Origin of the sequence: Entomoplasma freundtii (assembly GCF_002804205.1) — a bacterium.
GTDB classification, from domain to species: domain Bacteria; phylum Bacillota_I; class Bacilli_A; order Mycoplasmatales; family Mycoplasmataceae; genus Williamsoniiplasma; species Williamsoniiplasma freundtii.
In genome coordinates, this window is record NZ_CP024962.1 from 763,387 (window position 1) to 779,335 (window position 15,949).

Sequence of the window (15,949 nt, forward strand, 5' to 3'; positions counted from 1 at the left end):
ATTTAATTTTAATCAGTCATCGCTTTTAGACGACTATTCATTAAAGTGATGGGATCGGGTTTTAAGTGAGCTTCGTTAATTTTTAATTGCGCCACTGCCGATTCAATAATGTTTGCCAAATTTCGGCCTGAGGAAACTGGAATTCGAATTAAAGGCACTTCGAGACTAAGAATCTTATAAGTTTGATACTCGTTACCTAAACGATCAGTGTTATCCACTTCACCAGTTTTAAAATTGAAAAGTTCAATAACCAAGTCAATATTGGTTTCCTCCATGATGATTTGGTAACCATTTGTTAAAGAAATATCAATAATACCAATTCCTCGAACTTCTACCAAATTTTTTAAAATGGGACTCGATTTTCCAAATAAACGATTATTTTTGTTGGTGACAACAATCCGGTCATCGCCTACAAAAAGGTGATTTTTTTTGATTAAATCCAAAGTAATTTCTGACTTCCCGATTCCAGAACGACCCAAAAGGAGAATTCCTTTTCCATAAATATTGACTAATGAAGCGTGAACTTCGGTTTGGGGAGCTAAAAATTCATCAATATAGTCACCAAGACGTTGACTAAATTCGGAAGTGAGAATGGCGTTCGTTTCAAGAACCGGAAAATCTAGTTTTCGAGCAACTTCAATCAACACTCTATCTTTATACTTTTTAGTGATAATAATGCCGGGAATTCCGCTCGCCATTAGGGCTTCATATTTTGTTACCTTTTCATCATGGTTGAATTGTGAAATATAACTAAATTCCTTGGATGACATCAAAACAATTCGATGGGCATGTGGATCATTTGGTCGAAAAAAACCAGTTAATTCTAAGCCAGCTCGATTCACACCATTAGCCTTAATCAAGGTGGTTGTCAATTTATCACGACCTGCTTCGACCTTTAAGTTGAATTTTCGAACAATTTTATCTAAAGTTAATCGTTTCATCTAATAGTTGCCTCTTTGGTCTTTCGGTTTTAATTATACTAAATTTTCTCCACTTTATCGTTGACATTCTTAGGACTAAGTTGTTGCTTTGGTTCAATTGATAATGGCAATTTGACTAAAACTTGTTGTTTTTTGTTATCAAAGAGATTGTCATTTTTGAAAGCTCAAACGGTGGAAGAAGCATAACTACTTCGTTTATAAAGTTGCCAAAGAATTTTAAAACTATTGATAGCTAATGTCGGATAAACCAGGCTTTGAACTAGTCAAGTGATACCCTTTCTTGGGGCACTTGGAATAAGTGTGATTCAAACAGACTTTCAACCATTCATTGAATAAAGTCCGATGGGATTTAAAATTCAAATTTGAAGACCACAAACAAAAATAAATAGCCCAAAAACCTTCAACATTAAAAATTTATTGCCCTTTCCTAAAAAAACTAACGAACCACAAAAACCAAAGAGAATTTTTACTAAAAGAAAATTAACATGATAGGTACCACTAATATTAATTAATGAACCGACACTATCCCCAATCAAACCACCAACGACTCCTACCAAGGGACCCATAAGCATCCCAATGAGAAAAATAACAAAATTACCCAAGGCAATTTGGATTCCAAAAATTTTTAAATTATAGCCAATCACGTTCGTGAAAACGATACTTAAAGCTACCAGAACCGCAGTTAGAGTAATATTTAAAGTACCAAAATTTCGGCATCGGCGACTTAAAACTCAACCCAGGCCAAATAAACATAAAATGCAAACAATTGCTATAGCATTACTAATTCAATAAAAGGTCATAATCCTCCTGCTTTTTATTTTTACTATTGGTGATGAATCACTCATAAACTTGCGGCACAAAATATAGGCTTCCACAAATAATAATCTCACGCTCACTTTGGTTATGAACTAATAAAAACTCTTTCCAATCAACTATTTGGTGGCTGTTGGTTTGGTTGACTAAATTGATATCTCATGCTTTTAAATGGTCAAAACTAGTAAGAAAAACGTTTTCTTTATGGAAGGTTTTTTCTAAAAGGTTTACGATTTGTTCATATTCTTTTTCGGCACTAGCAGCATAGAGGATGAGAGGGTTATGCATGGTTTTTTCAATAGTTTTAATAAGTTGACTAATTCCATTCGGATTATGGGCACCATCTAAAACTCAAAGTGGTTTTCTTTGCAAAATAGTAAATCTGCCTTTTGGTCATTGAAAAGTTAGCGAATCACTATTGGCGCAACCCAATCACTCTAAGGCACATAAGATTAAACCCTTATTGGCTTTTTGGTAATGAACTTGGTCATCTCTTTCTGAGGCTCAAATCAATTTTAAATTATTTTTTCGGACCATTTTTTCAATCAAATCTGACCGATTACGATTATCAGCACTTGCTATAATTGTGGTCCCTGAATAAGCAATGCCAATTTTTTGAACCATGATTTCTTCGATTGTGGATCCAAGCACATTGAGGTGATCATAATCAACAGCTGTTAATAAAACTAGTTGTTGATTGGTCATCACTTTGGTAGCATCTTTTAGGCCACCAATTCCGGCTTCAATTACAGCAATGTCAACTTTTTTATGGGCAAAATAACGAATCATAATTAGAGTTCAGATTTCAAAAAAAGTAAGGTTATATTTATCAATCAAAGGTTTGCTAGAATTAATTAAATTTGTTAGTTCCTCATCATCAATAAAGTCACCATTGATTTGAATTCTTTCATTGTGATACAAAAAAGCAGGGGATATAAAAAGCCCTACCCGTTTATATTTTTGTTCAAGTCCCTTTGCTAAACCAGAAGCAACCGAGCCTTTACCGTTAGTTCCAACAACATTAATTGTCGGAATTGTTAATTGCGGATTGCCAAGGTCATTTAAAGCTTTGGCTAAGTTATATTCTTTAGCAAAACGACGATTAATCGGAATAAGTTCTTTTGATACTTTATACATGTAAATAGTCCTTTAAATAAGCCCCTGTAACAGATTTGGGGTTTGTAACAATTTGTTCGGGGGTACCAGTGGCAATTACTTGTCCTCCACCCGATCCACCTTCTGGGCCAAGGTCAACAATATAATCAGAAACTTTAATGAAGTCTAGATTATGTTCAATAGCGATGACGGTATTGCCTAAATCAACTAATCGATTTAAAACATCGACCAGTCTTTTTACATCATCTAAATGGAGTCCGGTTGTTGGCTCATCTAATAAAAAGATAGTTTTACCGGTTGCTTTTTTTAAGAGGTAAGTCGACAATTTAACTCTCTGAGCTTCCCCGCCAGAAAGGGTAGTGGCCGACTGACCTAAACGAATATATCCTAAACCAACATCATACATCGCTTGAAGTTTAGTTTTAATTTGCGGAACGTTTTCAAAAAATTTGAGTGCTTCTTCCACGGTCATTTTTAAAATATCGTTGATAGTTTTACCCTTATATTTAACTTGAAGAGTTTCTTCATTATAACGTTTTCCTTCACAAGTTTCACATTGAACTTCGACGTTGGGCATAAACTGCATCGAAATAGTAATCATTCCATCACCTTGGCAATTTTCACAACGACCACCGGGAACATTAAAAGAGAAACGGCCCTTTTTATAACCCCTAATTTTGGCCTCAGGCGAAGCGGCAAACAAATCCCGAATATCATCAAAAACACCAGTATAGGTCGCAGGATTTGACCGTGGTGTTTTCCCAATCGGTTCTTGAGAAATATAAACCACTTTGTCAACATTTTCCAAGCCCTTAAGTTGTTTATATTTCCCAGCAACGATTACTTCTCGCGAAAGACTTTTTTGGAGTCCTTTATAGATTACATCTTCTAAGAGCGTTGATTTTCCAGAACCAGACACTCCGGTGATTGAAACAAATTTGTTGAGTGGAATTGTGACATCAATATTTTTGAGGTTGTTTTCGTGAGCTCCGATAATTTCAATTTTTTTGCCATTCCCCCCACGACGTTTTTTAGGGATTGGGATACTTTCTTTTTTCGTTAGGTAACGGCCTGTTAACGAATTTTGATCTTTGATAATTTCTTCGTAAGGACCACTGAAAATGACTTTACCACCATGTTCTCCAGCACCAGGACCAATATCAACAATTCAATCAGAAGCCCGCATTGTATCTTCATCATGTTCCACCACAATTAACGTATTGCCTAAATCACGAAGATGTTTCAACGTAGCTAATAATTTATCATTGTCACGTTGATGTAAACCAATTGAGGGTTCATCTAAGACATACAAAATTCCTGAAAGTTGCGACCCGATTTGTTTTGCTAAGCGAATTCGTTGAGCCTCTCCGCCAGAAAGAGTAGTTGCCGTACGGGAAAGGTTTAGATAACCCAAACCAACTTCGTTTAAAAAACTTAAGCGTGTCGTAATTTCTTTTAACACTAAAGCAGCGATTTTTTCCTCTTGAGGCGTTAACGATAACTTTAGAATAAAGTCTAAAGCCTCATTAATTGGCATTTCGGTAAAATCTCAAATTGATTTTTTGCCAACTTTAATAGCGAGCGCAGTTTTATTTAATCGTGATCCTTGACAAACCATGCATGTTTTTGAAGCCATAAACTTAGCATAGTGATGACGAGCGTCATCACTATTAGTTTCAAAATAACGCCGGTTAATTAATGAGGCTACCCCTTCAATAAAATCGAAACTTTCGTAACGGCGGCTATTAGCAGAAACCAGTTTCATTTCAATTGGCTCTTCGCTACCTCACAAAATCACCTTTTGTTGTTTGGCCGTAAGCTGGTTAATTGGAAGATTCAAGTCAACATAATAATAATCACAAAGTGTACGAAAACGTTGTCATTCCATATTATCAGACCCAACAACATTTTTGAAATAGGGTATTCCACCTTGGTTAATACTTAATTTATCATCAGGAATAATGAGGCTAGGGTCCGCTTCAAGTTTAATGCCTAAACCATTACATTCTACGCAAGCTCCCAAAGGGGCATTAAACGAGAATAATCGTGGTTCCAGTTCTGGAATTGTAAATCCACAAACCTGGCAGGCATAGGCCGTCGAAAAGACTTCATCTTTCTTATTGGGTGATTGCGGGTAATGAATCTTAATTAAGCCATTTGAATACTTTAGACCAACTTCAACGGCCGAATTTATTCGGGAACGAATTTCTGGGTCGTTTTGATAAATAATACGGTCGACCAAAATATCAATATTATGACGTTGGTTTTTATCTAATTCAATCGGATCGCTGAGAAGGTGGATTTTTCCATCAACTTGCACTCGAATGAAACCTTCACTATTTAATTTTTCAAAAAGATCACGAAAACTTCCTTTTTTATCTCGAGCCACGGGAGCCAAGATATAAAGATGTTCATTTGGTTTACTATTTTTTTCGATATTATTAGCAATCTCTTTTAATGAAGCCGGTTTAATCTTACCGTGTCCATTAATGCAATAGGGCGTGCCAATTCTGGCATAAAGTAGACGCAAATAGTCATAGATTTCTGTCACGGTGCCTACTGTCGAACGAGGGTTATGTGAAGTGGTTTTTTGGTCAATTGAAATGGCTGGTGAAAGTCCTTCAATTGTATCAACATCCGGCTTATCAGTGCCACCTAAAAATTGACGTGCATAAGAAGAAAGTGATTCAACATAACGACGTCGTCCTTCAGCGTAAATTGTATTAAAGGCCAAAGATGATTTTCCTGACCCCGATAGTCCCGTGAAAACAATTAGTTTATTTTTTGGCAATTCTAAATCGATATTTTGGAGGTTATTTTCTCGAGCACCCTTGATAATCAATTTGTCGTTCATGTGAATTGCCTCCTTTAGCTAATTTTTTCTGCTTCCAATTCTAAAATTGAATCTCGGAGTGTGGCAGCTGTTTCAAAGTCCATATCTTTAGCTGCCCTTAACATTTGAGCTCGTAAATCATCAATTACTTTTTGAGTGGCTTTCTTCTTATCATCTTTACCTTTAATTTTGCGTAAACGTTTTAGGTTTGTGAGCGCTTTTTCGGTTAATAAGGTATCACTTAAAGCCTTAGTAATTGTCTTTGGAACAATCCCATGTTTTTCGTTATAAGAAATTTGGATTTTACGACGACGTTCGGTTTCGGCCATCGCCTCCTTCATTGCTTGTGTCATTGTATCAGCATAGAAAATAACATGCCCATTGGCATTTCGAGCAGCACGACCCGCTGTCTGGATTAACGAACGTGTGTCACGAAGGAAACCAGGTTTATCAGCATCTAAAACAGCCACTAAACTTACTTCTGGTAAATCTAAACCTTCACGAATTAAGTTAACCCCAACAACCACATCGTAGACCCCTTTACGGAGTTCATTCAAAATTTCGCTACGTTCTAAAGTCTTTAGTTCGTTATGAAGGTAAGCAACTTTAATCCCACGTTCTTGAAGGTAAGCGGTTAAATCCTCGCTCATTCTAATTGTTAATGTAGTTACGAATGTACGCTCATTATTGGCCTTACGAAGATTGATTTCACGAATTAAATCTTCGATTTGGTTTTCACTTGGACGAATTTCAATTTCTGGGTCCAAAAGACCAGTGGGACGAATAACTTGTTGGACAACTTGCTGATTCACCAAATCCATTTCTAATGGTCCAGGAGTGGCCGAAGTATAAATGGTTTGGTTTTGGAGTTTAGCAAACTCATCATAACTTAGGGGACGATTATCAATGGCGCTTGGGAGACGGAAGCCATAATCTACTAGGGTAGTTTTACGTGAACGGTCAGTATTGAACATTCCCCTAATTTGTGGCAAGGTCATGTGCGATTCATCAATAATCATTAAATAATCCTTTTGGAAGTAATCTAGGAGAGTATAAGGTCGCTCACCGGGTTTGCGGAATTCTAAGTGACTAGAATAATTTTCAATCCCCCCACAAACACCAAACTCTTCTAAAGCTTCTAAGTCATAATTAGTTCGTTGTTTCAAGCGTTGAGCCTCTAACAAAAGACCTTTCTTTTCAAAGTGACGTAGACGGTCATCAAGCTCAGAGCGAATATTTGTACAAGCTACCTTTAAACGATTTTCGGGTGTGATATAGCCTTGGGCTGGAAAAATCGTGACAGTACGCGTTTTATCCAAAACGGCACCAGTCACCGCATCGATGACATCAATCATTTCAATTTCTTGATCAAACATCGAGATACGGAACATAATGTTAGCTGTTCACCCAGGAACAACTTTGATGGCATCACCCTTAACACTAAAAGTTCCTGGAGCATTTTCGACATCGTTACGAAGATAACCAGTTCTCACAAGGAAGGTTAATAAATCTCTTTTTGCTAATTTTTGACCGACATTCAATTCAAAAAAAGCTTTGGAATAATCGCTTGGGTTTTGAATGGCGTATATCGAGGCTACCGAAGCAACTACAATGGTGTCTTGACGAGTGATTAAGGCATTCATGGCACTTAAACGCATCATGTCAAGTTCCATATTTTGACGAGAATCTTTATCAATATAAAGGTCCTTTGAAGGTACATAGGCTTCTGGACGATAGTAGTCGAAGTTTGAAACAAAATATTCGACACGGTTGTTAGGGAAAAAATCCTTAAGCTCGTAGTAAAGTTGCATCGCCAATGTTTTGTTATGAGCTAAAACTAAGGTTTGCTTGCCGACCTGTTGAATAACATTAGCCATCGTGAAGGTTTTCCCGGTTCCAGTGGCTCCCATTAAAACCTGACTCTTTTCACCCTTTTTAACTCCAGCAACCAGTGACTTAATTGCTTCTGGTTGATCACCAGAAGGTTGGTAATTAGATACTAAATCATACTTATGGTTTGTTTTGATTTTCATAAACCCCCCTAAAAGCAAAAAAATAGAGAATTCTCTCTATATTTTTTTATCCAATTCTAGTGCGTTTAACTGGTGTCCCCTCACTTGGTGTCATATCCATCTCCGCATCCTGGCCACGACGAATTTTTCTTGGTTTTTCGCCAGTTTCCATCTCTGTTTCTATTATATACTCGTCACTTTCATTACTTTTTGACGAAGGGCTTTTATTATTTTCTTTATGGGTTTTAGGCTCATTATGAATGGTTTTGAGAAGCGAAAGCTCCTCAGCGAGCTTAATTAGCACCTGACGCGCCAACTCTACTTGTTGTACCATTTCGGGTTCGGGTTGCGGAAAATCAGCTTTAATTCGTTCATAACCATGGTTGATATCATCTAAAGTCATCTCATCAACGTTAGTAATACCGAAGACTTTCGCCATCGCTTTGATTTCTTTAGTGCCTAGTTCAATCGTTTCACCTTGGTTTGGCGAAGTTTCTTGATGGTTGGTTTGCTTTTGGCGACGTTCCAACTCGTAAACTAGTCCATCTAGAACATCAAATTGACGTTGAAGTTGACGAAGTTTATCGGGATTATCTTTGTTTTGGGTTTTTAAATAAGCAAAGTGTTGTTTTAATTTTTCGTGTTGGAGATCAAACTTTGTTAAACCGACTTCGCTTAGAATTTCCATAATATCCTTATCGGTAATCGTGATTGTTTTGGGTTTTTCTTGCGCTTCTACGTTACGGATGACAATTTGTGAAAGTTTGGCTACGACATCTTTAGCAATATTTACCTTAGTTTTATTGAAGAGGGTAGTGGCTTGTTCCACATATTCAGCTAAAGGATTGTTTTGGGCATATTGTTGTAGATAAATTCCAGAACGTAATTTTGAAGCAACATCAATATGTTTTGTTCAATAGCGGTCAAAGTTTTCCAAAATTGTTTGACGTTCCATTTTTAAAACGACATCTTCAGGCACATCCATAATTCTTGCTTCATAAAAAATCATCATTTGGTCAGCAATTTCTTGCGCTAAAATCATGTTTTCTTTACCTTCAAAGTCAGTTGGTTTGAAAGTTCCGCGAGGGACTAAAATTCCATCTAAAGCTTTTAGAAGGTCTTTAGTTTTAATTGATTGTTCGCCACGAACAAGTGAGGAATTGTCTACAATTAGTTCAAAAGCAGTTGTTAATTGGAATTTTTTGATAACTACCTTTAAATTTTGAGCAAACAAAATAGCATCCCGTTGGGCATACATGGCTTCACGTTGCTGTGCAAGAATATTATCGTAATCCAAAACATCTTTCCGTTGGTCAAAATTTAAACCCTCAAGTTTTTTTTGTGCATTGGTTACCGAGCGTGTTAATAAACGTGATTTGATATGGTCGTCACCTAACTTCAAGAAATTCTTTCTCATTTTAGGTGAAGTAAAGCGGACCATCATTTCATCTTCCATTGAAATGAAGAAACGTGAACGCCCAGGATCACCTTGACGACCACTACGACCACGTAATTGGTTATCAATACGTCGCGCTTCATTCCGTTCCACTCCAAAAACTACTAAACCATTTAAATCACGAACTTCTTGACTTAATTTAATATCAGTACCACGACCGGCCATATTAGTTGAAAGCGTAATCGCTCCCTTTTGGCCAGCCTTCGCCACAATATCAGCTTCGCGAGCATGGTTTTTGGCATTAATCATTTCAAAATGAAGTTTAGCTTTAGTCAAATAATGAGCAATTTGCTCTGACGACTCAACAGAAGTGGTTCCAATCAAAATCGGGTTACCGGCCTCATGAACCAAACGCACTTCCTCAATCAAACGTTTTAAGGCCGCGTTTTTGGTTCCGAAAACAAAATCCGTTTCATCTTTACGAATTACCGGTTTATTTGTTGGAGTCACCACGACACGGGTATTATAGATTTTGATGAACTCTTCTTCTTCGGTTTTGGCAGTTCCAGTCATTCCTGCTAGTTTAGCATATAAACGGTAAAAGTTTTGGTAGGTGATAGTTGCTAGAGTCATAGTCTCTTCTTCAACCTTGACCCCCTCTTTAGCTTGCAAAGCTTGTTGAAGCCCATCAGAATAAGAACGCCCGTCCATGATACGCCCAGTAAACTGATCGATTAAAACAATTTCATTATCTTTAACAGTATACTCTATACCTTCTTTAAAGGTAAAATTGGCTTTAAGAGCGTTCATAATTAAATGGAAAATTTCTGTATTGTTAATATCAAAAAGATTATCTAAAGAAAAGAAATCCTTGGCCTTTTGCATCCCTGATTCATTTAAGAAAACTTGTTTAGATTCTAAATCAATTTCCACATCGTCGGGCTTTTTCAAAGTCTTCACAAATGCGTCAGCCAACATATACATATTGACGCGAGTAGTTGAACCTCCAGAAATAATCAAGGGGGTTCTTGCTTCATCAATCAAAATTGAGTCAGCCTCATCAATAATGGCATAATTTAATTCGCGTTGAACTTTACCTTTGGGGTCTTGGACCATGTTGTCTCGTAAATAATCAAACCCAATTTCAGCATTAGTGGTATAAGTTACATCTTGGGCATAAGCAAAACGTTTACCTTGTTTTGAAAGTCTACTTTTGTTTAAACCCACAGTGATACCTAGTAAATCAAATACTTGACCATTAATTTCACTATCTCGTTGTGATAGGTATTCATTAACCGTGACAATATGAACACCTTTTCCAGTCAAAGCGTTAAGATAGGCGGGAAAAATTCCAACCAGGGTTTTTCCTTCCCCAGTCCGCATTTCGGCAATATCACCAGCATTAAGAATTATGGCACCAATTAATTGCACTCGGTAAGCCTTTAAACCAAGACGACGAAAAGCCGCTTCTCGCGTTAACGCGTAAGCTTCAACCAATAAATCTTCAACAGTTTCACCCTTCTCAATTCGACGCTTGAATTCAGTTGTTTTAACAACAAAATCTTCATCTTTTAATTGTTGCATGTCGCTATCAAGGGAAATGATTTGATCCGCAATTTTGCCATATTTTTTGATTAATCTTGAATCGCTTGCCATAATAACCTTTCTTAAACTTTAGTCTTTATTTTACCATAAATGCCCCTTTTCTAATAATCTTAAAAGTGGGAATTTCTTCACGCTTAAAATGATTAAAACTCTTTTATTTTGGTTAAATAAAGGTGAAATGGAAGGAGAAAAATATTCATCATAGATGATATGTAGTAAATCATTTACCAAACATTTTCAAAACCAAAAATGCAATAAGGAGAAAGAATGATTATTACTTTACTAAGTGACTCTATAGTGGTTAAAAGTTTAGTAAAAACTTTATCGAATACACTCTTTTGAGGCACAATAATTGTTGCTTGCTTTACTATTTTGATTGGTTTTCTTTTCCAACGCAAAAAATGACTTGGAGAAGGATGAGAAAAGCCATTGGTCAAAATCATCCTTTGGGTTGGTTTACCGGCTTTAATTATCAAGAATTTTATGATTGATTTAAATATCGATGAATTTAAAAATATGGTCTCGTTATTTATTTTAGGTATCTTATTTTATGCTTTACTATTTTTTGGCAGTCGTCTTTTCTTTTTAAAACAAGATCGTAATTCCCAAGATGCTTATTCAATGGCCATTGCCTTTCCTTCAACTATCTATTTCGGCTTGCCGATGGCTCGAGCCTTAGCTGAAGGTAACTTCCAGTTAACGGAAGTTGACCAAGCGCAAAATATGTTCAATGTTGGTTATTGAATTTTTATGTGTTCATTTGCAGTTTTTGTCTTCCAACGCAATAATGCTGAAAAACCGAGAGTGTCGCTAGTTGGACATGGTACTTGGCATCCCTTTAAAAACTTTAATATCAAAAAACTAAGGATACTCTTTGCCAACCCTATTATCATTGCTTTATTTGTCGGTTTTTTTCTCTGAATCATGCAGTTAATCCCAGGGATTAAAATTATTCATGTAACGGACAATGGATGAAACACTATTAGTCCTGGTTATTACTCTATTACTCGTCTTGATGCCTTAATTCCCGGTTTCAGTCAAGCGACTACTATTCTCGGCGCTTTACCTACCCCAATTGCTTGATTGGCCGTTGGGGCTATTATCGGGAAAAACAATTTGCGCGAAACTTTTTCAAAAGGTGAAGTATGGTATGCCTCATTTTTGAAAATGCTTGTTGTGCCGGCTCTAATTACAGGTTTACTAGCAGCAGTTGCTGCCATTGGCTGAAAAACGGGTCTCTATTCAGTAAGCAATATTTCCTTATTAACTGCTATTTTAATGATTGCTTCACCAGCTGCTAGTACAATTGCTAGTTATGCCATTACTTATAACAAGGGCGCCACGACTTGCTCGCAGATTTGCACCCAAACGACCCTCCTGGCGATTGTTACAATGCCATTTTGGGCAGTAATTGCCTCCGTTTTAGGCGAAGCAAAAATTTTTACTCAAATTCCTGTATAAACCCTTCGATTTCGTTAGGTTCCAAAGATAAAAATTTATCCTTACTTTCTAAAAGTGCCGTAAAACCAAGGTTTGGGGGAAATTAATGTTAAAATTAAACGGTAAGGATTATAAAAAGATGACAAAAGATGAACCAAAGACCATCCTCATTATTGATGGCTACCATCTATTGCATAAAGGCTTTTATGGTTCATTAAAACGTAAAAATGTCGCTGTTAATCGGGAAGGAACCCCCATTAATGCAATCTATACTTTTATTGCCAAAATAAATCACTTTGTTGATTTAAACTTTTATCATACTATCATCGTCACATTTGATGTCGGTGATACTTGTTGAAGGCGCAATCTTTATCCAGAATATAAAGCAAAACGTAAAGAAACTCCACCAGAGTTAATTCCACAAATGCAAATCATTCGCGAGTTCTTAACGAGTGCAAATATTCCGTGATATGAAAAAGAAAGTTTTGAAGGTGATGACGTTATTGGAACAATTTCGGAAATTGCAACCGAAATCGGATACAAGGTCCATATTCTTTCAAATGATAAGGACATTTTCCAACTTGTCGATGATCAAACACAAGTGATTGTCGAAGCTAGCAAAAAGGAAAAACCCCAATATGTTACCTCACCCGATGTGGTTGAAAGAGTCGGTTGCTTGCCAATCCAAGTACCGGATCTTAAAAGTTTAATGGGAGACTCCTCAGATAACATCAAGGGAGTCAAAAGTCTCCATTACAATACGGTTTTACGACTTTTAAAGAAATATGAAAACATCGAAGCCATTTATGAGCACATAGATGAAATTCCGAGCAATGTTGCTCAAAAACTAATGATGCATCGCGAACAAATTTTACTGAATAAGCGAATTGCCACAATTCAAAGAGACTTAAGTTTAGGTCGCATTAATTTTCAAAGGTTAGTAATCAATTGATATGGTTATTTAAACTTCTTGAAAAAACAAAAGATGTGGGCTTTTACAGCCAATCCGCTAAAACATATTCATGAAATTGAAGAACGCAAGAAAAATTTTGTGCAAAAGAAACGCGATAAAATTATTAACAAAACACCATTAGTTGCGACAACAACATTGAAACGAAAACACTAAAAAACTCACTCCTAGAGTGAGTTTTTTAGTGTTTAACTTAAATGATGAGGCGTTTCCAAACGTTGTTTATTAGCATCTACAAGGTAAAGACGTTCGGTGATAATGGTGCAAAGTTCACCATCGGTTTCCATAATCCCACGGTGCACATGTACATAAGTTGTCACATCTTTCTCGCGGAAAGTAACAACCCCAATTTTTAAAGCCGTTACGATAGGAATTGAATGTTCGAGAATCCCCATATCACCGTCAATACTTTGGATGTTGACAATATCAACTACCTTATCGTTAATGAAACGTCCGTTAGGAGTGACAATTCGCAGTTTTAAGCCCATGTCTCTCTAGCCTCCATTTATTTTTGCTCTTTTTCAGTTGCGTAGCGTTTTTGCACATCAGCAAAAGTACCAGCGTTCATGAAAAGAATTTCAGGAATTTTATCCCCTTCGCCATCTAAGATGGCCTTGAAAGATCTTACTGTATCATCAATTTTTACATAAGTTCCCGGGCGACCAGTAAATTTTTCGCCAACATAGAAAGGTTGTGAAAGGAAGTTACGGACACGACGAGCACGGTTGACTAGTAATTTATCTTCTTCACTTAGTTCATCCATTCCTAAAATAGCAATAATTGATTGCAATTCTTTATATTTTTGGAGAATTTGTTGAACTTCCATAGCAATAGCATAATGCTCTTCACCAACAACTTCTGGATCAAGCATTCTTGAAGAAGAAGCTAAAGGATCGACTGCTGGATAAATTCCTAAGGCAGCAATACTTCGGTCTAAAACAATTTTTCCATCTAAATGGGCAAAAGTAGTGGCTGGAGCTGGGTCAGTTAAGTCATCAGCCGGAACATAAACAGCTTGGACTGAAGTGATTGAACCCTTTTTAGTGGAAGTGATTCGTTCTTGCAACGATCCCATTTCTGTCGATAAAGTTGGTTGGTAACCAACGGCTGAGGGCATACGGCCTAATAAGGCTGATACTTCACTTCCTGCTTGAGTAAACCGGAAAATATTATCAATGAAAAGTAAGACATCCATTTGGTTATCATCACGAAAACTTTCCGCAATAGTTAACCCTGTTAAAGCGACACGCATACGTGCCCCTGGTGGTTCGTTCATTTGTCCAAATACTAAGGCAGTTTTATCTAAAACACCCGCTTGAGTGAATTCATGATATAAATCGTTTCCTTCACGAGTTCTTTCACCAACCCCAACGAACACAGAAACCCCGTGGTGAGCTTTGGCGATATTATTAATTAATTCTTGGATTAGAACTGTTTTACCAACTCCAGCTCCTCCAAAAAGACCAATTTTTCCTCCTTTAGCAAAGGGAGCAATCAAGTCAATTACCTTAATCCCTGTTTCTAAAATCGCAGCACTAGTAACAAGTTGGTCATAAGCTGGTGCGGAGCGATGAATTGGCTTACGAGGACCTTCAAATTCAGGTTTTTCATCAATTGCATTTCCAGTAACATTGAACATTCTTCCTAAAGCCCCTTTACCGGTTGGAGCGGTAATTGGAGAATTAGTATTAGCAACCTTCATTCCACGTTTTAGGCCATTAGTTGGGCCCATAGCGATAGTTCTGACAATCTCATCTCCGATGTGTTGTTCAACTTCAAGAATCAAAGTATCTGGTCCATTTTCTACTGTTAAAGCATCATAAATCTTTGGTATTTGACCTTCCTCAAATTTAACATCGACTACCGGACCTAAAACTTGCACTACTTCACCATTTGCATGGTTGTTTTTGTTAACTTTAGTTTTTGAGGTAGTTTCTTGTTTTGTAGACATTCCCATTAAAACCTCCTTTAATTATTTGTTTGCGCATTAGCCCCAGAAACAATTTCGTTAATTTCTTGAGTAATAGCCGCTTGACGTTGCCGATTATGTTGAATATGCAACTTATTAACCAATTCTTCACCATTGTTAGTCGCATTTTCCATTGCCAAGCGACGCGAGGCTTGTTCAGAAACTTGTGATTCTACCAGGGTTCCGTAAAGAATGGTATTAATGTATAAATTTACCGTCGTGTCTAAAATGACTTTAGCAGAAGGTTCAAATTGGACTTCACGATTAAAAGTAGTTTCCTTTTCCTCTTGTTTTGAAATGGGGAAAAGTGTAATCACTTGGGGGGTAAAAGTGACATTATTAACAAACTTAGTATAACCAAGTTTAATTTCGTCAAATTCACCACTTGTATAGTAATCTAAAACTTCGTGACCAACTTCGTTAATGACTGAAGGTTCTAAATTGCCTTCCAAATCAGTCCGTTGATTATGAATTTTAACATCTTTATTTTTATAAAAATTAATTGCTTTTTGACCAATGGCAAAAACTTCATCGTTTGGTTTTAGTTGGGGGAAAACTACTTTATTAAGGTTGACATTATAACCCCCACAAAGACCCAAATTGGAATTAATTACAATTCAAAGAGTTTTTTTGATTGGTTTTTTCGGATCTGCTAAAAAAGGCGAATCGGTTGTTTGTTGAATAATTTCGTTAAAAACACGATAAACTTCTTGAACAAACTGTTGGGTATCAACGATTTGTTTGCCGTATTTTTTTAGTTTAGCCGTCGCCACCAATTGCATCGCATAGGTTATTTTGGTGATGTCATTAATGGCCGACATTTCGGCTTTAATTTCACTTAAGTTGGCCATTAG

Annotated in this window: 10 protein-coding genes and 1 pseudogene; 2 read left to right on the forward strand and 9 right to left on the reverse strand. The window is 36.8% G+C overall.

Annotated elements, in window-relative coordinates; translation table 4 throughout:
- Window positions 1–8: 8 nt before the first annotated feature.
- From hprK to secA, 6 genes and pseudogenes are all read right to left on the reverse strand, one after another.
- The gene (gene hprK, locus EFREU_RS03365; RefSeq protein ID WP_100609742.1) at window positions 9–941 is read right to left on the reverse strand and encodes an HPr(Ser) kinase/phosphatase; all 933 of its coding nucleotides are present in this window, start codon (window positions 939–941) and stop codon (window positions 9–11) included.
- A gap of 38 nt (window positions 942–979) precedes the next feature.
- Complete coding sequence (locus EFREU_RS03370) at window positions 980–1,741, reverse strand: folate family ECF transporter S component (RefSeq protein WP_157844570.1); 762 nt, start codon at window positions 1,739–1,741, stop codon at window positions 980–982.
- Window positions 1,722–2,891, reverse strand: a complete 1,170-nt coding sequence (locus EFREU_RS03375; protein WP_100609744.1) for a bifunctional folylpolyglutamate synthase/dihydrofolate synthase — start codon at window positions 2,889–2,891, stop codon at window positions 1,722–1,724. Before EFREU_RS03375 ends, EFREU_RS03370 begins: the two co-directional genes overlap by 20 nt.
- Window positions 2,884–5,724: an excinuclease ABC subunit UvrA gene (uvrA, locus tag EFREU_RS03380; protein ID WP_100609745.1), complete on the reverse strand. Its 2,841-nt coding sequence runs from the start codon at window positions 5,722–5,724 to the stop codon at window positions 2,884–2,886. Before uvrA ends, EFREU_RS03375 begins: the two co-directional genes overlap by 8 nt.
- Window positions 5,725–5,738: 14 nt before the next feature.
- Entirely contained in the window at window positions 5,739–7,736 is a 1,998-nt protein-coding gene (gene uvrB / locus EFREU_RS03385) for an excinuclease ABC subunit UvrB (RefSeq protein ID WP_100609746.1), read from the reverse strand.
- Between the two features lie 196 nt (window positions 7,737–7,932).
- Window positions 7,933–10,767: pseudogene (secA, locus tag EFREU_RS03390) on the reverse strand (preprotein translocase subunit SecA); the annotation flags it as partial.
- A gap of 216 nt (window positions 10,768–10,983) precedes the next feature.
- Here secA and EFREU_RS03395 point away from each other — a divergent pair.
- Window positions 10,984–12,177, forward strand: a complete 1,194-nt coding sequence (locus tag EFREU_RS03395) for an AEC family transporter (RefSeq protein WP_100609748.1) — start codon at window positions 10,984–10,986, stop codon at window positions 12,175–12,177.
- An 85-nt stretch (window positions 12,178–12,262) separates the two neighbouring features.
- Window positions 12,263–13,282, forward strand: a complete 1,020-nt coding sequence (locus EFREU_RS03400; protein ID WP_232673613.1) for a 5'-3' exonuclease — start codon at window positions 12,263–12,265, stop codon at window positions 13,280–13,282.
- Between the two features lie 32 nt (window positions 13,283–13,314).
- Here the strand turns inward: EFREU_RS03400 and EFREU_RS03405 are convergent, their stop codons facing one another.
- The 3 genes from EFREU_RS03405 to atpG are packed head-to-tail and all read right to left on the reverse strand — an operon-like array spanning window position 13,315 to window position 15,946.
- Window positions 13,315–13,614: a F0F1 ATP synthase subunit epsilon gene (locus EFREU_RS03405; protein ID WP_100609749.1), complete on the reverse strand. Its 300-nt coding sequence runs from the start codon at window positions 13,612–13,614 to the stop codon at window positions 13,315–13,317.
- A 17-nt stretch (window positions 13,615–13,631) separates the two neighbouring features.
- On the reverse strand, window positions 13,632–15,077 hold the full coding sequence (gene atpD, locus EFREU_RS03410) for a F0F1 ATP synthase subunit beta (RefSeq protein ID WP_100609834.1): 1,446 nt from the start codon (window positions 15,075–15,077) through the stop codon (window positions 13,632–13,634).
- A 17-nt stretch (window positions 15,078–15,094) separates the two neighbouring features.
- A complete protein-coding gene (gene atpG, locus EFREU_RS03415) occupies window positions 15,095–15,946 on the reverse strand; it encodes an ATP synthase F1 subunit gamma (RefSeq protein WP_100609750.1) in 852 nt (283 codons plus the stop codon).
- Window positions 15,947–15,949 lie beyond the last annotated feature (3 nt).